Raw genomic sequence first — 19,396 nt, forward strand, 5'->3', positions numbered from 1 at the left:
GCATACAAAGGGTAGTTTTCAATTTCCTGCTGACAGAAGCTGGTGCCTTCTTCCGGGCCCGGCGCCGCTCGCTTCGGAGCGCGCTCAGGGGCCTCGACCTTGGCCTCGAATCCCTTACTCCCCCCTTGGGGTGGAGCCTGTGAGAGATTGAGGTAAAGTAAGCCGCACGACCAATTAGTACCGGTTAGCTCAACGCGTTACCGCGCTTACACACCCGGCCTATCAACGTCGTAGTCTTCGACGGGTCTTCAGGGGCTTGCGCCCGGGATACCTATTCTCGAGGTCGGTTTCCCGCTTAGATGCTTTCAGCGGTTATCCAATCGACACATGGCTACCCAGCGATGCCTCTGGCGAGACAACTGGTACACCAGCGGTGTCTCCAACCCGGTCCTCTCGTACTAAGGTCAGAGCCTCTCAAGTATCCTACGCCCACAGCAGATAGGGACCAAACTGTCTCACGACGTTTTGAACCCAGCTCGCGTACCGCTTTAATTGGCGAACAGCCAAACCCTTGGGACCTGCTCCAGCCCCAGGATGCGATGAGCCGACATCGAGGTGCCAAACCTCCCCGTCGATGTGAACTCTTGGGGAGATAAGCCTGTTATCCCCGGAGTACCTTTTATCCGTTGAGCGATGGCCCTTCCATTCAGGACCACCGGATCACTATGACCTGCTTTCGCACCTGCTCGACATGTCTGTCTCGCAGTCAAGCTCCCTTATGCCATTGCACTCGACGCCCGGTTTCCAATCGGGCTGAGGGAACCATCGCGCGCCTCCGTTACATTTTGGGAGGCGACCGCCCCAGTCAAACTACCCACCAGACAGTGTCCCAACTCCCGTTGAGGGGGCATGGTTAGACACCAGAATCCGACAGGGTGGTATTTCACCGTTGCCTCCACCGAACCTGGCGGCCCGGCTTCAAAGGCTCCCACCTATCCTACACAGTCGAACCCTAGTGTCACTGTCAAGTTGTAGTAAAGGTTCACGGGGTCTTTCCGTCTTGCTGCGGGTAAACTGCATCGGCACAGCTATTTCAATTTCGCTGAGTCCCTCTCCGAGACAGTGCGGAAGTCGTTACTCCATTCGTGCAGGTCGGAACTTACCCGACAAGGAATTTCGCTACCTTAGGACCGTTATAGTTACGGCCGCCGTTTACTGGGGCTTCGGATCATCGCTTCGCCTTGCGGCTGACGAATCCCCTTAACCTTCCAGCACCGGGCAGGAGTCAGACCCTATACGTCGGCTTCTTGCCTTCGCAGAGTCCTGTGTTTTTGGTAAACAGTCGCTACCGCCATTTCTCTGCAACCTCTCTCGGCTCCAGCTGTACGCCTTCACCTACCAGAGGCCCACCTTCTTCCGAAGTTACGGTGGAAATTTGCCTAGTTCCTTGGAGGAGAGTTCTCTCAAGCGCCTTAGGATTTTCTCCTCACCCACCTGTGTCGGTTTGCGGTACGGACACCCTGTAGACTCCCCGCGGAACTTTTCTTGGAAGCCGAGCATCAACGACTTACCCCGTGAGGGGCGCCATCAGGTCTCGGGGATGGCTGCCGCGCCTTTTCATCGTACGCGACACCCCTACGCCTTTGGACTGGCACAACCACCGGCCAGCTCGTCTAGCTTTCTCCGTCCTTCCTCGGTTCAACGTCTACAAGATGGCGCAGGAATATTAACCTGCTTGCCATCACCTACGCCTTTCGGCCTCGGCTTAGGTCCCGGCTAACCCTGGGAAGATTAACTTGACCCAGGAAACCTTGGGTTTACGGCGAGGGGGTTTCCCACCCCCTTTATCGCTACTCATTTCGGCATCAGCACTCGCAACCGCTCCAGCAGCCCTTGCGGTCTACCTTCGCTGCAGTTGCAACGCTCCTCTACCACTGCATACGCCTGACGTATGCAATCCGAAGCTTCGGCGCTAGTCTTGAGCCCCGTTACATTTTCGGCGCGGCCTGTCTCGACCAGTGAGCTATTACGCTTTCTTTAAAGGATGGCTGCTTCTAAGCCAACCTCCTGGTTGTCAATGACCTGCCACATCCTTTCTAGTGTTCACTTAGACTAGACTTGGGGGCCTTAGCTGTCGGTCTGGGTTATTCCCCTCTTGCCAATGGACGTTATCACCCACTGACTGCTTCCCGAGATAACAATTACCGGCATTCGGAGTTTGGTACGGTTTGGTAATCTGGTGAGACCCCTAGCCGTTCCAGTGCTCTACCTCCGGTATTGAATTCCTCGAGACGATACCTAAATATCTTTCGGGGAGAACCAGCTATCACGGAGTTTGATTGGCCTTTCACCCCTACACACAGCTCATCCCAGAAATTTTCAACTTTCATGAGTTCGGTCCTCCATGAGGTGTTACCCTCACTTCAACCTGGCCATGTGTAGATCACCCCGCTTCGGGTTATAATGCACGCAACTGTTTCGCCCGTTTCGGACTCGCTTTCGCTCCGGCTCCACCTAGCGGCTTAGCCTCGCTACGTACATTAAGTCGCCGAATCATGATGCAAAGGTACGCCCTCGCACTGGGTTGCCCCGTAGTGCTCGGACTGCTTGTAGACATGCGGTTTCAGGTTCTTTTGACTCCCCTCACTGGGGTTCTTTTCACCTTTCCCTCGCGGTACTTGTTCACTATCGGTCGCCAAGGAGTATTTAGCCTTACCGGATGGTCCCGGCTGATTCAGGCAGGATTGCACGTGTCCCGCCCTACTTGGGTACCCCGCTCGGCCTCCACCGGTTTTCGCGTACGCGACTATCACGCTCTTTGGTGCACCTTTCCAGGTGCTTCCGCTAACCAGCAAAGGTCCTACCGCGGACCCGTAACCCCGGTGCCACTTTCGTGACACCGGTTTAGGCTGTTCCCGTTTCGCTCGCCACTACTTCGGGAATCACTCATTGTTTTCTTTTCCTCAGGGTACTGAGATGTTTCACTTCCCCTGGTTCGCTCCTTCGGCCCTATGTATTCAGGCCGAGGTAACGCGGCTTTCACCACGTTGGGTTTCCCCATTCGGACATCTCCGGCTCAACGTTCGGTTGGCAACTCCCCGGAGCTTTTCGCAGCCACCCACGTCCTTCTTCGCCTCTTGGCACCTAGGCATCCACCGCACGCCCTTAGTAGCTTACTTACCTTAATCCCTCGCAAGCCCGCCTCCCGGCGGGATTTTCAAAACTCGAGACCAAGGTCCAGGCCCCAGCTCTTCGCTGCGGAACCCGGAAGAATGCATTTGCTTGAGCTCACCGCTTCCAGCTCGCCTGGCCTCTCGGCTCAGACTCGCCTTCCGCTCGTGAGTCGAACTTCTCTCAGCAGAAATTGAATTCTACCCTTCGTATGCACTTGTCAAAGAACGCTCTGACTCTCGTCAGAATCTTGTGGAGCTGATCGGGATCGAACCGACGACTTCTAGCTTGCAAAGCTAGCGCTCTCCCAGCTGAGCTACAGCCCCGGAAATGCGTCGTGGTGTCTCACCTGCCTTCTCCTGCCGGCCGTCATCGCCACCCTGCTTCCCCGTTGGGAAGACTGGTGGGCCTAGGTGGACTTGAACCACCGACCTCACGCTTATCAGGCGTGCGCTCTAGCCAGCTGAGCTATAGGCCCAGTTGGTGAGTTACCCGTACAGCTACCTTCATTCTCAAAGAACCGAGCCACGACTGGCTCAGCCCCTCAAAACCAAACAGCAAGCCCAGACGATTGCGAAACGTTGACCTGGTCGACCTCTGGCAGCTTTCGCTGCTGGTGCACCCTGTGGCGCCGAAGCGCTCACCGTGCACCCGGTCTCCTTAGAAAGGAGGTGATCCAGCCGCAGGTTCCCCTACGGCTACCTTGTTACGACTTCACCCCAGTTACCGACCACTCCTTGGGCACCCCTTGGTGGGATGACTTCTGGAGCAATCGACTCCCATGGTGTGACGGGCGGTGTGTACAAGGCCCGGGAACGTATTCACCGCGGCGTGCTGATCCGCGATTACTAGCGATTCCGCCTTCATGGAGTCGAGTTGCAGACTCCAATCTGAACTGAGACCGGTTTTATGCGATTAGCTCCCCTCGCGGGTTGGCGACGCGTTGTACCGGCCATTGTAGCACGTGTGTAGCCCTGGTCATAAAGGCCATGAGGACTTGACGTCATCCCCACCTTCCTCCGGTTTAACACCGGCAGTCCCTCTAGAGATCCGCTTGCGCGGCAACTAAAGGCGAGGGTTGCGCTCGTTGCGGGACTTAACCCAACATCTCACGACACGAGCTGACGACAGCCATGCAGCACCTGTCTCTCGGTTCCCTTGCGGGCACCCTCTCATCTCTGAAAGGTTCCGAGGATGTCAAGACCAGGTAAGGTTCTGCGCGTTGCGTCGAATTAAACCACATGCTCCACCGCTTGTGCGGGCCCCCGTCAATTCCTTTGAGTTTTAGTCTTGCGACCGTACTTCCCAGGCGGAGAACTTAATGCGTTAGCTACGGCACCGCGGGGGTCAACACCCACGACACCTAGTTCTCATCGTTTACGGCGTGGACTACCAGGGTATCTAATCCTGTTTGCTCCCCACGCTTTCGCGTCTCAGCGTCAGTTACCGTCCAGGTGGCCGCCTTCGCCACCGGTGTTCCTCCCCATATCTACGAATTTCACCTCTACTTGGGGAATTCCGCCACCCTCTCCGGCACTCAAGCTCTGCAGTTTCGGGCGCACTTCCTCAGTTGAGCTGAGGGCTTTCACACCCGACTTGCAAAGCCGCCTACACGCGCTTTACGCCCAATAATTCCGAACAACGCTTGCACCCTCTGTATTACCGCGGCTGCTGGCACAGAGTTAGCCGGTGCTTCTTCTCCCGGTACCGTCAAGCCCCAGCGTATTAGGCTGGGGGTTTTCGTCCCGGTCGAAAGTGCTTTACAATCCGAAGACCTTCATCACACACGCGGCGTTGCTGCGTCAGGCTTTCGCCCATTGCGCAAAATTCCCCACTGCTGCCTCCCGTAGGAGTCTGGACCGTGTCTCAGTTCCAGTGTGGCTGATCGTCCTCTCAGACCAGCTACCCGTCGTCGCCTTGGTGGGCCATTACCCCGCCAACTAGCTGATGGGCCGCGGACTCATCTGGATGTGATAGCTTGTATACAGAGGCCACCTTTTCCCTCAGGAGCCGAAGCTCCCGGGGCTTATCCGGTATTAGCCAATCTTTCGACTGGTTATCCCAGACACCCAGGCAGATTATCCACGTGTTACGCACCCGTGCGCCGCTCTACTAGGATTGCTCCATTCGCGCTCGACTTGCATGTGTTAGGCACGCCGCCAGCGTTCGTTCTGAGCCAGGATCAAACTCTCCAATTGAAATTGAAGGTTTTGAACCGGCATCCGTCAGGGCCCGGCTACGGGACTCCCGACTTCGCTGTTCAGGGCACCCCGGAATCGACTCACGCCGACTCTCTTGGGGCACCGTTTAGAATTGACTGCGGTTTCCGCAATCGTCTTCTTCTTGGGCTTGCTATTTGGTTTTCAAAGACCGAGCCGCTTGTTGCTGCCGCGGCTTTCTGCTACGCTTCCTCTACTTCTCGGCTGCACCCCATTCAACCTCGGGGGCTGCATTCTTTATTTCGAAGCGGCTTTTCTGTCAAGCGGCCGTTGCCGCCCCGTTTCACCGCTTCGCCTCGTGAGGAGTCAACATCGCGCCATTGCGCTTTGTTTCTTCCTGCCGAAGGGGCGCGAAACCTACTTCACTTCCGCGTCTCGTGTCAACTCGCTTCGTCGACTCTTTCTTCCACCCCGTCCCGGCTTTGTCGCCTGCGCGACTTCCGCCGTTTCGTGGGGGAGGCGGCTTCTACCACCGCCGCGTTGAGAGTCAACTTCGCTCGCTGACTTTCTATTTCCTCTTTCACTTCGCTCGTCCGGCGCTCCCGGCCGCCGTTGCGGCCTCGCTTCCCGTCCGAGGGGGCGCGGCTTCTATCACCGCCGCGCCTGGAGTCAACCGCCTTCGCTGACTCTCTTGCTCCCTCCTCTTCCGCGCTCCGTCACCGAGGTGACTTCCGCTTTGTCGAGGGGGCGCGGCTTCTACCACCGCCGCGTTTGGAGTCAACTTCGTGTTGCTGACTCCGTATTCCTTCTTCAGCCCGTTCGGGTTCTCCGCCGCCAGTGCGGCTTCGCATTCCCGTCCGAGGGGGCGCGGCTTCTACCACCACCGCGTTTGGAGTCAACCACCTTCGGTCGACTCCTCTTCCCGTGCGTTCAACCTGGCGCGTGTGGCCTCGGCTGATTCAACAGGGTTGCGGCCTCGCGCCTCACCCCTTCGATGGCCCCATCTCAGTGGAGGCATGTGCGGCGGGCGCGAAGGCCGCGGTATTCGGTTCGACCTCTTCAACCTCGAGCCGCGACTCCTTCATTCCGCCGTTGAACGGCAGGAACTACGTGCCTCCTTGCCACACCCATTCGCTCAATGAGCACTCGACAGAACGAGGGCTCGGGCTGCGGCCTTCTCGGTGCCTCCCGAGCCGAGAACGGATGGCGTCTTCCCCTCGCCCCATCAGCAGCCAAGGCTTCGCAGGCATCCGTCACACTGACCGGACTGGGGCGTGCAGCAGATGCCCCTGAGTCTACACTGCGTAGAGGAACCATCCCATAAGCCCGTAGACCAAAGAGGGCAGCGGCCTCTCCACCGGATAGTGGGAGGCCTGGCCCTTATCAAATCGTCCTCTCCCGTCCTGCTCCACGGGTCGCCAAGAAGAATGCTCCATTCGACGAGTTGCCTTCGGGGGAGAAAGCGGCTTCTTCCACGGCGCAGCCCCAGCCCGATCCCACACTGACGCTACTGTTCGATGAGTCCTCTCCCTTCAAGGGACGGGTTGAGGACGTCGTCCTGCTCTATCGCGACCCTCCCCACTCGCAGGCCTCCTCAAGACATCCGACGAAGCGGGAGCCTCGGCTCCGGGTCCAGCAGCGAACCTGGATGGGCGATGATCTCACGAATCACCAAGCCCTCTTCGAAATCCTCCGCGACCAGATTCCTCGCATCCGGCAGGAGTTCAGGGCCGTGAATTGCTCATCCACATCAGCCCGGGGACCCCTGCCATGCAGACCCTGTGGGTGCTGCTGGCGGAGTGCGGCTTCATCGAGCAGCCCTTCAAAGTCGTGACGTCCTACCGGCGGAAGCACGAGCGCGGCAACCGCGAGGCCATCGTCGAGGTCTCGCTCGGCATCGAGAGCTTCTACAAGGTCTATCGGGCATCCCGGCCCGGGCAGCATCCGTCCGCGGAAACCGCCGCCATCTGGGCTCCGTCCCGGTTCCGCTCCTCCAAGATCAAGGCGCTCTTCGACGAGGGCCCGCCGCTACGCCTGAAGGTCCCCGTCCTCATCCTGGGCGAGCGTGGCACGGGCAAGACGAACCTCGCCTCCTGGCTGCGCAGCCATAGCCCCTTCCGCCGCGAGGCGCTCGATCACCGCGGGCCCCCGGTCGCTTGCGGTCAGTTCTGCGGAGACACCATCAAGTCCGAACTCTTCGGCCACAAGGCGGGCTCCTGCACCGATGCCACGAACGACAAGGAAGGTCTGCTCTTGGGTGGCCCACGGGGACACACTGTTCCTGGACGAGATCGGAGACATCTCCCGGGACGTCCAACGCATGCGCATCCGAGTGCTGGAGGAGCGCCGTACACCCCGCTCGGCTGTGAAGGGCAGTCGATAAATCGCTCGTCGGCGGTGTGGCCAGAAGAGTCTGGAGCAGGCTCCGCTGGGGGGCAGGCGCGAGCCCAGCGCCCATGCGGTGGTGCATGGCAGAGCCAGGCCGGTGCTTCTGGCAGAGGCAATCGCGAGCGGGCCCTCAACATGCAGCCTGGAGGGCTCGTCTGCGCGCGAGAGCCGCGGGGCTTGTGCAACGACACGCCCCGGCGGGTTGGTCATCAGCGGCCGTCAGGCAAGCTGGTGGCCAAACCTGGCGGGCTGGACTCACCGTCAGGGGTCATCAATGCCGGGGAGAGGCTGCGTGGCGGAGCCAGCGTGAGGGGCGCGCTATTGCGCCTGTGCAACGCCTCCACCAGGTCGTGCCCATGTGCGGCCAGGTTGTGCGCCAGGGCCACCAGCAGGGCGACACACTTCACCTTCTCCAGCCCCCGCACCGTCACCTGCGTCAGGCCATAGCGCCCCTTCACCCGCGCGTTGACGTTCTCCACCAGGCCGGCGCGGGCCTTGTACTGCTCCTTGGCCTCGTCGGTGCGCATGCGCTCACGCCACGCCTCTACCTCGGGGGAATGGTCCCCCTGCTGCCCGGCCTGGGCCATGCGCTCGGGCACCGAAATGAGCGCTTCAACCCCCTTGGCCGCGCACTGCTTCACGTCTGCGCACGTGGCATGGCCGCCATCGGCCAGCACGCGCTCGGGCACCTGGCCCGTGCGCTGCTCAATCTGCTCCACCATGGGGCTCACGCTGCCCATGTCGCTGCCCTGGTTGGTGACTTCCACTCCCACAATCGTTCGTGGCCCTCCCTGCGCCTCCCCGGCCACCGCCAACTGCAGGTTGTAGGCGGGTCGGAAGCCCCCATCGGCCATCTTCATCACCCGCGCATCCGCATCCGTGGTGCTGGCGCGCACCTTGTCCTTGTCCGCCCCCTTCTTCCTGGCCCGCTGCTGCTTTATCGCCTCCAGCGCCGCGTCCACCCGCGCCTGGTAGTCACGCGCCTTGGCCTCCCGTGTTGCCTGCTGCCCACGCGTCAGCTCCGGGTCGTCCTTCTGCGCCAGCACCGCCTCCAGGTGCAACTCGGCCTGCTCGCGGCACTCCTCCAGCGAGCTCTCTCGCCGGAACGAAGGCGCCGACGCACTGGCCCTTACCCTCGTGCCGTCCAGCGCCACCTGCTCCAAGCTCACCAGTCCCTGCCGCAACAGCACCGAGACCACGTCGGTGAACACCTGCTGCAGCACCTCCAGGTGCTCCACCCGGAACTGGCTCAGCTTGTCATGGCTCACCTCCACCCCTCCGGCCAGCCACTCAAACGCCCTGTCCTCCTTGCACCGGCGCGCCAGCTCCGTCGCCGTCCCTACTCCCTGCTCAATCCCGTACACCCACAGTGCCAGCAGCAGCCGCGGGCTTGTTACCGGCCGCCCGGGGTGCCCCTCCACCGCCTTGGCCTCGGACAGAAACCCACTCAAGTCCAAGGCTTCCACCGCCGCCGCCACCACTCGCACCGGGTGCTCGGCTGCCACCAACTGGTCCGGCATCTGCTTGAACAGCCAGCCCTGCGCCCTTTCTGGCTCTCTCGTCCTTACCTTCCCCGCAGTGCTCGGCTCTCTCTTCTTCACCCCTTCTGCCTACTTCATCAGTTACTCCTGCGCCCGAACCCCAGAGGTCGGGCCGCGCTGCTCCTACCCATTTCTGGCTCACCCTCCTTGCCCATCCCCGGGATTTATCTCTTGAGTCGAAGCTCCCCAGAAAAAGCGACTTCCGGCTCATCACCGCCACCAACCTCTCCGAGGAGGTGCTGCAGGAGAAGCCGAATGCGGACTTCCGAGGAGCTTCCCTGGCTGTGGGACTCCATCTACATACAGCAAGGCCCTGGAACGCGCCGAGATGGAGCGAATCCTCGCCCACCTGCACGCGCCCCCCCTCCCAGGTAACCTCCGGGATCTGCTCCGGCTGGCGTACCGCCTCGTCGCGGAGCTCAGTGACCAGGAGTGCCACCGCACACTCCCACCGAGTGCGTCGAGCTGGCGCTCACGAGCCTGTTACCGCGCACGCTTGTTGATGGAGATTTGGACCGGCAGGGAGATGGGCATCAGCGAGGACGCGCGGGCGCGAGTCACGGTCGTTGATGGGGCCCTTGCCGGACGTGAGCAGTGGGCGCGCACGTCCAGCGAGGGCTGGTCGGGGTGAGGTTCAGCTGGGGGAGTGCTCGGAGGCAGGCGCGACACGCGCCCACTCCTCACGCATGACGACGAGGGTGCGGTAGCAGTGCAGGGAATGCACAGGAGCGCCTCCACCTGGGTGAGGAGCGCCGCGGCCAGACATGCCTGGGCGGAGGGCGGATGCGGAGAGGCGGCGAAGTCCTCGGCCTCCAGTTCCGCGTGGGCGGCGGTGAGTGCCGCGGCGGAGGCACGGAGCGTGGCCGCCAGGGCAACGAGCACGGCCATCTCCGGGGCGCACAGGACGAACTCCAGGTGCGCGCCCATGTCAGTCCTCATGAGCGACGATGTCGAGGACACGCGCCAGGGTGTCGCGCTCCACCAGCTTCTTCTTCTTGCGAGCGGCCTCGCGCAGCGCGACGGTGGCCAGCCGGTCCATGTCGCGCAGGGCGCCGCTGGCCGCCTCGTGCAGCATGGCCACGGCGTCGGAGGCAAAAACAGCTCGCGCTCGCCCCCTGCGTGGGTAGGCGCACGCACAGGTATTCGGCGGTGTCCTCGGGACACAGGGGCGTGAGGCGCAGGCGGGTGTGCAGCCGGGAATAGAGGCTGCGGTTGCGTCGGCGAGCCAGACGGCTCTCCAACTCTGGCAAGCCCACCAGCACCAGGCTCAGCAGGGACTGGGAGTCCCACTGGTAGTTGAGCAGTATGTGTAAGTGGTCGAGCACGTCCTGGTACAGCAGGTGGGACTCGTCCAGGAGAAACTCGGGGTGGGTGCGCTCCTGCCCATTTGATTCACGTGGGCGGCCACGGCGTAGAAGACGGCCGCAGCGGTGGCCGAGGGCTTGAGTCCGATCCCTTTCAAGGTGAAGGAGAAGACTGCCTCCTGGTAGGGCTTGCAAGAAAGCACTTGGAGAGGGGAAAGCAGCCTCGAGCAGGGCACAGAAGCGCAGGACAAGGCCACTGGCCCGCCAATCCTTATCGAAAGGAATGACCCAGCACAGTCCTCTGGAATCAGGGGGCACCTGTCTTTACCTTGGGGGCGCTCATTGCCTGCATTCCGTCAGGTCTGCTCTTGCCCTCGTAGCACTCGTGCAGTCGATACATGCCGTCGGGCGACCTCTCCCGGGACGTACTCCTTCTTGGCCTTCTTCTTGGATTTGCGCGGGTGCTTGCGCAGCCTGGCCACTCTCACGTTCGCCGCCAGTTCCAGTAGCGTTCGACTCAACTCGGACGCTGACTGAGACTCATAAGGCTGCCATGTGGGTTCTGGCAACGCTATCATCATGCCGCCGTAGTTGAACTTCACCTCGTCCGCTATGTAATAGGAGGAAATCTGGACGGTGGAGTCTTCCAGCCGATGCTCTGCTTCCACTGCCGATTGAAGTACCGCCAGCACGTTGTAGGCCAGCACGGAGACTCCGAATGCAAACAAGGCCGCTCGCGGGTAACCCAGGCTCTTCACCTCGCTCTGGAGGACTGATTCCAAGCGGCCGAACATGCTCTCGATGCTCCAGCGCCGCCGGTACAGCCCCGCTACCTCCAGGGCTCCCATTCGCTCCGCCGGCACATTCGTCAACAGGCGGATGATGGTTTCACCGTGCCGGGTTGGCTCGTCCAGATGCAATTCGATGCGCCGCGACCTCAACTGGCGCCCTGTCTCGTCCTCTATCCGCACGGCCTGTTCATACACAAGCCCCGTCTCCACTCGCCCCACCTCCCGCTGCTCCTCCTCCGGCGTCGGGTTGGGAGAGGCTCCATGCTCGCGGATGACGAAAGCGGCCTGCTTGTCATGAATGCCGAAGAGAATGCGCGTGGTGGAGAAGTTCCTGTCGGCCAACCACAACTCCCCCGGCCGCACCTGCTCCAGCACCGGCCCCATGAGGGCCCGCTCCTGCGCATGCGCGTCCTCGGCGGGCACCCTATCCACCACCAGGTCCAACTCCGGCGCATACACCACCAGGGACTGTCCGGGCAGCGCCGCTCCGCGAAACTCTCGCAACGGCTTCATCCGCTTCTCACTGGCCGCCAGGTGGTTGCCGTCCAGCACCCGCACCACGTAGCCCTCCGCCCAGGGCGCTCGCCCCTGCCTCATGGGCCTCACCACCGGAGCCAGCCTCTCGGCGCTCCCGCGCACCAGGGCGCCTACCACCTCCGGCTCGGTTCGCTTCACCTTGTCGTACAGCGCCGTGAGGGACACCCCCAACTCGGGGCTCGCCTGGGCCGCCGCATGCAAGGACGGTTTGAGCCCCAGCGCCACCAACCCCATCAGGTCCACCACCGTGGAGAAGAGCAACTCGCGCGTGTACTGTGCTTGTCCCGGTGCCGCTCGAATACCTCCTCCATCCACTCCCGGCTCAGCGCCTGCTGCATCACCAGCCGCACCATCACCGTCAGCGGGCTGCTCTTCTTGAATCGCTCCATGATGGCTTCCAGGGCCATGGCTCCCTCCCTTCGGAGTCGTCCCTGAAACATGACCTCGCCGGTAGCCCCGTGCTGCTCCCTCGCTTTCTTGCTCGCCCCCTCGCTCGCTTTCCTTCCGGAGTAGTATCACCCGCCCGACCTTGAAAGTGGTCACTATAAGCGGGTCGAGGAGTCGGGGGATGGCTCCTGGCGCTTCCACCTGCGCCGCGGCGAGCAACTCCCCGAGCGGATACAGCGGCTGCGGGAACTCCAGGACGACGAGCTGGAAGCAGGCACCTCCCTTCCGCGCCATCTGCTGGAGCGGGAGCACGAGCAGGAAGCGGAGGAGGAGCGCGACCGCGGGCCCAGGCCCTTCAGTGGCACCGAGGTGGACCTCGACCCGCGCCGGCCCAGCGAGGACGTGAGTCCCGTCCTCGCAGACGAGGAGACATCCCCTCCCGCAGAGGGCTACCTCTTCCTGTCAACGCGCGGCAGCATGCGAGCGCTGGAGCGACGGGAGCAGGCCGCCGCCCGCATTCGCGAGGCGACCTGTCCCATGCCACAGCTCGGCCCGCGGCTGGAGGGCCAGCCCGTGCGGACCACGCATTTCCGGCAACTGCCCGGTATCCACTCGGCGGAGCGGTGCAGAGTGGAGGCGGAGATGTGGTAGGGGCGCGCGGCCTGGTTCGAGAGGGAGGGGCGGCGCTCAGGTGGTCGCGGGCGAGACAGAGGGAGCCTGAGCGGCGGCTTCGCGCGACGCCTTCCACATGGGCGGCAGCAGTTCCTCGAGCCGGCGCCGCGGCCAGCCCCGGGAGAGCTTCTCCAGCACGTCGGTCAGGTACGCCTGCGGGTCCACGCCCGCCAGCACGCAGGTGGCCACCAGCGTGTACACGCACACGGCGCGCTCGGCGCCCGCGTCACTGCCGGCGAACAGGTAGTTCTTCCTGCCGACGGCAATCTCCCGCAGCCGCAGCTCCGAGGCGTTGTTGTGCAGTGGCAGCCGTGCGTCTTCCAGGAAGCGCAGCAGCGCCGTCCACTGGTTGAGGGCATAGCGACACGCCTGGGCCAGTGGACTCTTCGGGGGCTCCGCGTTGTAGGTGTTGGCCACCCAGCGTCCCAGTTGCTCGGTAATGGGGCGCGAGAGCACGTCGCGCCTGCGCAGCCGCTCGGCCTCGTCCACCTGCTGCTCGCTGGCCTCGCGCTCCACCTCGAAGAGCCGGCCTATGAGACTGAGCGGCAGCGCCGCCCGCGTGCCGCCGGCTTCCAACGCCTCGACGAAGTAGCGCCGGGCATGGCTCCAGCACCCCACCTCCACCGCAGTGGCGCCCTCGCGCGTAAACAGCTTGTCGTAGCCCTTGTACCCGTCACCAGCAGCCAGCCGGTGCGCCCCTCCAGGAAGGACAGCGGCCCCTCCTGCTTCCAGTCCGGCGTGTACACGAAGGCCGCCCAGGTGGCGTCCCCCAGGTACACCCACATGTGCCCGCGCTTGAGGCCATTGGGGTGCTGTTTGTCGAGCACCTTCAGGTGCGTGTCGTCGCTCCGCAGCACGTGCGAGGCCAGCGCCCTCTGGCCCACCTCCCGCGCCAGTGGCTGGAGGAGGTCGGCCCCCGCCGCCACCCAGTCCGAGAGCGTCGAGGTGCGCAACTCCACACCCTGGCGCGCGTACATTGCGCTCAGCCGGTGCAGCGGCAGGCTGTTTTTGTATTTGGACACCAGCACGTGTGCCACCAGGCCCGGCCCTGGCAACCCCCCTCAATCACCCTGTCGGCGGGAGGTGCCACCACCAGCCCGTCGCCACATGGCCGGCAGGCGTACTTGGGACGCACCTCCTCAATCACCTTGAAGTGGCCGGGCACCCACTCCAATGTCTCGCTCTTCTCCTCGCCACAGCGAGACTTGTCCCGCCCGCACGCCTCACACCGCAGCGCCTCGGGCGGGGGCTGGTGGACGCGCTGCTCGCGCGGCAGGTGGGCGGGCAGCGGGCGGCGTCCGTGTCCCTTGCGCTCCTTCTTCCGCGACTCCTTGTTCGGCGGCTCGGACGCGGGTGGAGCGCCCTGCGCGAGGCCCGCGTCCCCGGCACCAGGCGTCGCCGCCTGCGCCTGCTGAGCACCGGCGTCCTCCTGTCCCAGCTGTGTCAGAAACAGCGAGAGTTGCTCGGCCGACAGCTTCTCGCTGGTGCGGCCAAAGCGCTGGCGCATCGCCTTGAGCAGGCGCAACTCCAACTCGGCGTTCTTCTCCACCAGTTGTGTCAGCAGCCCCACCACCAGCTCAATGGCCTGCTCCTCCTGGCCCTCGGCCAGCAGCCCCCGCGGCAGCGCCGCCACCCCGTGCACGTCCGTCCTCTTCTTGCCGGGGGCCTCACCGCTCATGACGCGCGACATGAGCCACGGCCCGGCCCCTCAACGCAAGAGGTTTTCTCTCACAGGTGACTCCACAGGTGGGGGCTGCCAGCGCGGCCGACGCACGCTGGCCTTCAAATCAATCCCCTCCAGCAGCAGCGTGAGCTCCACCGCCTCGAGCGTCACGGCGCCCGTGTCCTCCGGAAGCGGACGCGGCAGGCGGAAGCTGCCCTTCTCCAGCCTCTTGGAGAAGAGACAGAAGCCGCCCGAGTGCCACCACAGCACCTTCACCATGTCGCGCGTGCGGTTGAAGAAGACGAAGAGGTGTCCACTCAAGGGGTCCTCTCGCAGTACCTGCCGCGCCAACACGGACAGCCCATCAAAGGACTTGCGCATGTCCACCGGCTGGCTCGCCAGGTGGATTCGCACCGAGGAGGGCAGTGTCAGCACGCTTCCTCCAGCGCCCTCACCAACCTCGCCAGCGCATCCGCGTCGAAACCCGGCTCCACCCGGATGCGTCGGCCTCTGGCCAGCACTACCTCCATGCTGGCTGCGCCCGCCGCTGTCTCCCGCTCTTCCCTCGACGGCGGCGCCGCGACGTGCACCGGGACGAAGGAGCGCTCCGGGCTCGCCTCCTCTCTCCTCCGCTTCTTCCACCACCTCAGCCGCTGCGGCCCAAGCCCATGGCGGCGGGCGAACTCCGCCACCGACAACCCGCTTTCTTCATACGCCTCGAGCACAGCCCGTGCTTCGGACTCCGACCAGTAGCTGCTCGCCGCTGCCCTCGCCAGTGTTGCTCCCACTTCTTCCGCGTTGCGTCCCATGTCCACTCCTCCTGGTTCGCAACGCTGCACGGCCCTCCCTTCTCTCGGAAGGTGTGGTCCGCCGAGCGCTTACACTGCCCGCATTGTCCCCCGAGGCCCGGGACCGGCTCTGCGGCGAGCCCACCACGAGCCAGGAGCGGGCGCTCCACGTGGCCCTCAACACCCCCGACATCGCTCTCATCCAGGGACCTCCGGGCACCGGCAAGACGAGCGTCATCGCAGCGCTCATGGAAAGGCTGGCGCAGACAGCAAACGAACTGGAGGCCATCTCCGGCTCGGTGCTGCTCACCAGCATCCAATACGACGCGGTGGAGAATGCCGCCGCGCGCACCGTGGTGTTCGGCCTGCCCGCCGTGAAGCAGGGGCGCAAGCGTGGCCGGGCGGACGGGCTGGACAACGTGGAGGCCTGGCGCAAGGAGCGCATCGACGCCCTGGAGTCCTCACTCGTCCAGGGACCGGGCAGCGCCACACTCGAGCGCATCCGGTTGCTCGTCACCGAGCACCTGGCCCAACCCGAGACGTTGGAGCAGACGGCGAGCGTGCTCCGAGACGTGGCGGACCTGAGACGAGAGCTCCTGCCGGGTCCGCTCCTGGACAGGTTGCGCCTGCGCGCCACCCAGCTGGCTCGGGGCACTACGAGCCCCGAGGGTGGAGAGGCATCGCCAGCACGAAGATAGAGAGTGCGTCACGAAAAGCACTGCTCCGCGGAAAGACACACGCGGAACGCAGAAATCCAGTAGCCCGCAAAGGCGAAGGCCCCGGGTCTCACATGGCGTGAGACCCGGGGCCTTCAAAAAAATCCGGCAGCGACCTACTCTCCCGCGCGGTTTCCCGCGGAGTACCATCGGCTCTGGAGGGCTTAACTTCCGTGTTCGGGATGGGAACGGGTGGGACCCCTCCGACATTGCCACCGGAAAACATGTGACTCGTGCATACAAAGGGTAGTTTTCAATTTCCTGCTGACAGAAGCTGGTGCCTTCTTCCGGGCCCGGCGCCGCTCGCTTCGGAGCGCGCTCAGGGGCCTCGACCTTGGCCTCGAATCCCTTACTCCCCCCTTGGGGTGGAGCCTGTGAGAGATTGAGGTAAAGTAAGCCGCACGACCAATTAGTACCGGTTAGCTCAACGCGTTACCGCGCTTACACACCCGGCCTATCAACGTCGTAGTCTTCGACGGGTCTTCAGGGCTTGCGCCCGGGATACCTATTCTCGAGGTCGGTTTCCCGCTTAGATGCTTTCAGCGGTTATCCAATCGACACATGGCTACCCAGCGATGCCTCTGGCGAGACAACTGGTACACCAGCGGTGTCTCCAACCCGGTCCTCTCGTACTAAGGTCAGAGCCTCTCAAGTATCCTACGCCCACAGCAGATAGGGACCAAACTGTCTCACGACGTTTTGAACCCAGCTCGCGTACCGCTTTAATTGGCGAACAGCCAAACCCTTGGGACCTGCTCCAGCCCCAGGATGCGATGAGCCGACATCGAGGTGCCAAACCTCCCCGTCGATGTGAACTCTTGGGGGAGATAAGCCTGTTATCCCCGGAGTACCTTTTATCCGTTGAGCGATGGCCCTTCCATTCAGGACCACCGGATCACTATGACCTGCTTTCGCACCTGCTCGACATGTCTGTCTCGCAGTCAAGCTCCCTTATGCCATTGCACTCGACGCCCGGTTTCCAATCGGGCTGAGGGAACCATCGCGCGCCTCCGTTACATTTTGGGAGGCGACCGCCCCAGTCAAACTACCCACCAGACAGTGTCCCAACTCCCGTTGAGGGGGCATGGTTAGACACCAGAATCCGACAGGGTGGTATTTCACCGTTGCCTCCACCGAACCTGGCGGCCCGGCTTCAAAGGCTCCCACCTATCCTACACAGTCGAACCCTAGTGTCACTGTCAAGTTGTAGTAAAGGTTCACGGGGTCTTTCCGTCTTGCTGCGGGTAAACTGCATCGGCACAGCTATTTCAATTTCGCTGAGTCCCTCTCCGAGACAGTGCGGAAGTCGTTACTCCATTCGTGCAGGTCGGAACTTACCCGACAAGGAATTTCGCTACCTTAGGACCGTTATAGTTACGGCCGCCGTTTACTGGGGCTTCGGATCATCGCTTCGCCTTGCGGCTGACGAATCCCCTTAACCTTCCAGCACCGGGCAGGAGTCAGACCCTATACGTCGGCTTCTTGCCTTCGCAGAGTCCTGTGTTTTTGGTAAACAGTCGCTACCGCCATTTCTCTGCAACCTCTCTCGGCTCCAGCTGTACGCCTTCACCTACCAGAGGCCCACCTTCTTCCGAAGTTACGGTGGAAATTTGCCTAGTTCCTTGGAGGAGAGTTCTCTCAAGCGCCTTAGGATTTTCTCCTCACCCACCTGTGTCGGTTTGCGGTACGGACACCCTGTAGACTCCCCGCGGAACTTTTCTTGGAAGCCGAGCATCAACGACTTACCCCGTGAGGGGCGCCATCAGGTCTCGGGGATGGCTGCCGCGCCTTTTCATCGTACGCGACACCCCTACGCCTTTGGACTGGCACAACCACCGGCCAGCTCGTCTAGCTTTCTCCGTCCTTCCTCGGTTCAACGTCTACAAGATGGCGCAGGAATATTAACCTGCTTGCCATCACCTACGCCTTTCGGCCTCGGCTTAGGTCCCGGCTAACCCTGGGAAGATTAACTTGACCCAGGAAACCTTGGGTTTACGGCGAGGGGGTTTCCCACCCCCTTTATCGCTACTCATTTCGGCATCAGCACTCGCAACCGCTCCAGCAGCCCTTGCGGTCTACCTTCGCTGCAGTTGCAACGCTCCCCTACCACTGCATACGCCTGACGTATGCAATCCGAAGCTTCGGCGCTAGTCTTGAGCCCCGTTACATTTTCGGCGCGGCCTGTCTCGACCAGTGAGCTATTACGCTTTCTTTAAAGGATGGCTGCTTCTAAGCCAACCTCCTGGTTGTCAATGACCTGCCACATCCTTTCTAGTGTTCACTTAGACTAGACTTGGGGGCCTTAGCTGTCGGTCTGGGTTATTCCCCTCTTGCCAATGGACGTTATCACCCACTGACTGCTTCCCGAGATAACAATTACCGGCATTCGGAGTTTGGTACGGTTTGGTAATCTGGTGAGACCCCTAGCCGTTCCAGTGCTCTACCTCCGGTATTGAATTCCTCGAGACGATACCTAAATATCTTTCGGGGAGAACCAGCTATCACGGAGTTTGATTGGCCTTTCACCCCTACACACAGCTCATCCCAGAAATTTTCAACTTTCATGAGTTCGGTCCTCCATGAGGTGTTACCCTCACTTCAACCTGGCCATGTGTAGATCACCCCGCTTCGGGTTATAATGCACGCAACTGTTTCGCCCGTTTCGGACTCGCTTTCGCTCCGGCTCCACCTAGCGGCTTAGCCTCGCTACGTACATTAAGTCGCCGAATCATGATGCAAAAGGTACGCCCTCGCACTGGGTTGCCCCGTAGTGCTCGGACTGCTTGTAGACATGCGGTTTCAGGTTCTTTTGACTCCCCTCACTGGGGTTCTTTTCACCTTTCCCTCGCGGTACTTGTTCACTATCGGTCGCCAAGGAGTATTTAGCCTTACCGGATGGTCCCGGCTGATTCAGGCAGGATTGCACGTGTCCCGCCCTACTTGGGTACCCCGCTCGGCCTCCACCGGTTTTCGCGTACGCGACTATCACGCTCTTTGGTGCACCTTTCCAGGTGCTTCCGCTAACCAGCAAAGGTCCTACCGCGGACCCGCAACCCCGGTGCCACTTTCGTGACACCGGTTTAGGCTGTTCCCGTTTCGCTCGCCACTACTTCGGGAATCACTCATTGTTTTCTTTTCCTCAGGGTACTGAGATGTTTCACTTCCCCTGGTTCGCTCCTTCGGCCCTATGTATTCAGGCCGAGGTAACGCGGCTTTCACCACGTTGGGTTTCCCCATTCGGACATCTCCGGCTCAACGTTCGGTTGGCAACTCCCCGGAGCTTTTCGCAGCCACCCACGTCCTTCTTCGCCTCTTGGCACCTAGGCATCCACCGCACGC

9 protein-coding genes, 2 tRNA genes, 4 rRNA genes and 4 pseudogenes (1 of these 19 only partly in view) are annotated in these 19,396 nt (G+C 62.1%); 3 read left to right on the forward strand and 16 right to left on the reverse strand.

The features are described from left to right. Nucleotides 1-153 precede the first annotated feature (153 nt). The 4 genes from JQX13_RS11475 to JQX13_RS11490 all read right to left on the reverse strand — a co-directional run bounded on the left by JQX13_RS11475 (nt 154) and on the right by JQX13_RS11490 (nt 5,309). Nucleotides 154-3,119: ribosomal RNA gene (locus tag JQX13_RS11475) — 23S ribosomal RNA — on the reverse strand. Nucleotides 3,120-3,364: 245 nt separating this feature from the next. Then, nucleotides 3,365-3,437: transfer RNA gene (locus tag JQX13_RS11480), tRNA-Ala, on the reverse strand. A 75-nt stretch (nt 3,438-3,512) separates the two neighbouring features. Beyond that, a tRNA-Ile gene (locus JQX13_RS11485) sits at nt 3,513-3,589 on the reverse strand. 186 nt (nt 3,590-3,775) lie between these two features. Beyond that, nucleotides 3,776-5,309, reverse strand: a 16S ribosomal RNA gene (locus tag JQX13_RS11490). Together the 16S and 23S rRNA genes with 2 tRNA genes alongside form the textbook arrangement of a ribosomal RNA operon. 1,731 nt (nt 5,310-7,040) lie before the next feature. Between JQX13_RS11490 and JQX13_RS56230 the strand changes: the two are divergent. Both JQX13_RS56230 and JQX13_RS56235 read left to right on the forward strand, forming a co-directional pair. Further along, nucleotides 7,041-7,463 (forward strand): annotated as a pseudogene (locus JQX13_RS56230) (hypothetical protein); the annotation flags it as partial. A 31-nt stretch (nt 7,464-7,494) separates the two neighbouring features. Further along, nucleotides 7,495-7,653, forward strand: a complete 159-nt coding sequence (locus JQX13_RS56235; protein ID WP_430384170.1) for a sigma 54-interacting transcriptional regulator — start codon at nt 7,495-7,497, stop codon at nt 7,651-7,653. 214 nt (nt 7,654-7,867) lie between these two features. Here the strand turns inward: JQX13_RS56235 and JQX13_RS11505 are convergent, their stop codons facing one another. From JQX13_RS11505 to tnpA, 10 genes and pseudogenes are all read right to left on the reverse strand, one after another. After that, on the reverse strand, nt 7,868-9,259 hold the full coding sequence (locus JQX13_RS11505; protein WP_203409061.1) for a transposase: 1,392 nt from the start codon (nt 9,257-9,259) through the stop codon (nt 7,868-7,870). A 423-nt stretch (nt 9,260-9,682) separates the two neighbouring features. Further along, nucleotides 9,683-10,126 (reverse strand): hypothetical protein, encoded by a 444-nt coding sequence (locus JQX13_RS11510; RefSeq protein ID WP_203409062.1) that lies wholly within the window; start codon nt 10,124-10,126, stop codon nt 9,683-9,685. A 1-nt stretch (nt 10,127) separates the two neighbouring features. Then, nucleotides 10,128-10,274 (reverse strand): hypothetical protein, encoded by a 147-nt coding sequence (locus tag JQX13_RS11515; RefSeq protein WP_203409063.1) that lies wholly within the window; start codon nt 10,272-10,274, stop codon nt 10,128-10,130. Between the two features lie 211 nt (nt 10,275-10,485). Beyond that, a pseudogene (locus JQX13_RS56240) lies at nt 10,486-10,821 on the reverse strand (hypothetical protein); the annotation flags it as partial. Between the two features lie 38 nt (nt 10,822-10,859). Further along, nucleotides 10,860-12,184: pseudogene (locus JQX13_RS11520) on the reverse strand (IS4 family transposase). Between the two features lie 721 nt (nt 12,185-12,905). Further along, the gene (locus JQX13_RS55870; RefSeq protein WP_343211148.1) at nt 12,906-13,097 is read right to left on the reverse strand and encodes a transposase domain-containing protein; all 192 of its coding nucleotides are present in this window, start codon (nt 13,095-13,097) and stop codon (nt 12,906-12,908) included. Further along, nucleotides 13,077-13,927 (reverse strand): annotated as a pseudogene (gene tnpC / locus JQX13_RS55875) (IS66 family transposase); the annotation flags it as partial. The gene JQX13_RS55870 and the pseudogene tnpC, both read right to left, overlap by 21 nt. Next, nucleotides 13,873-14,580 (reverse strand): IS66 family transposase zinc-finger binding domain-containing protein, encoded by a 708-nt coding sequence (locus tag JQX13_RS11535; RefSeq protein ID WP_203409066.1) that lies wholly within the window; start codon nt 14,578-14,580, stop codon nt 13,873-13,875. The pseudogene tnpC and the gene JQX13_RS11535, both read right to left, overlap by 55 nt. An 18-nt stretch (nt 14,581-14,598) precedes the next feature. Continuing rightward, a complete protein-coding gene (gene tnpB, locus JQX13_RS11540; protein WP_203409067.1) occupies nt 14,599-14,988 on the reverse strand; it encodes an IS66 family insertion sequence element accessory protein TnpB in 390 nt (129 codons plus the stop codon). Beyond that, nucleotides 14,982-15,362, reverse strand: a complete 381-nt coding sequence (gene tnpA, locus JQX13_RS11545) for an IS66-like element accessory protein TnpA (protein ID WP_203409068.1) — start codon at nt 15,360-15,362, stop codon at nt 14,982-14,984. The genes tnpB and tnpA overlap by 7 nt, the downstream gene beginning before the upstream one ends. Before the next feature lie 149 nt (nt 15,363-15,511). On the opposite strand from tnpA, the gene JQX13_RS11550 reads away from it, so the two are divergent. After that, the gene (locus JQX13_RS11550) at nt 15,512-16,039 is read left to right on the forward strand and encodes an AAA domain-containing protein (RefSeq protein WP_203409069.1); all 528 of its coding nucleotides are present in this window, start codon (nt 15,512-15,514) and stop codon (nt 16,037-16,039) included. A gap of 121 nt (nt 16,040-16,160) precedes the next feature. Here JQX13_RS11550 and rrf read toward each other — a convergent pair. Then, nucleotides 16,161-16,277: ribosomal RNA gene (gene rrf / locus JQX13_RS11555) — 5S ribosomal RNA — on the reverse strand. 168 nt (nt 16,278-16,445) lie between these two features. Further along, nucleotides 16,446-19,396: ribosomal RNA gene (locus JQX13_RS11560) — 23S ribosomal RNA — on the reverse strand (it continues 16 nt past the right edge of the window).

It is taken from the genome of Archangium violaceum (assembly GCF_016859125.1).
GTDB lineage: Bacteria > Myxococcota > Myxococcia > Myxococcales > Myxococcaceae > Archangium > Archangium violaceum_A.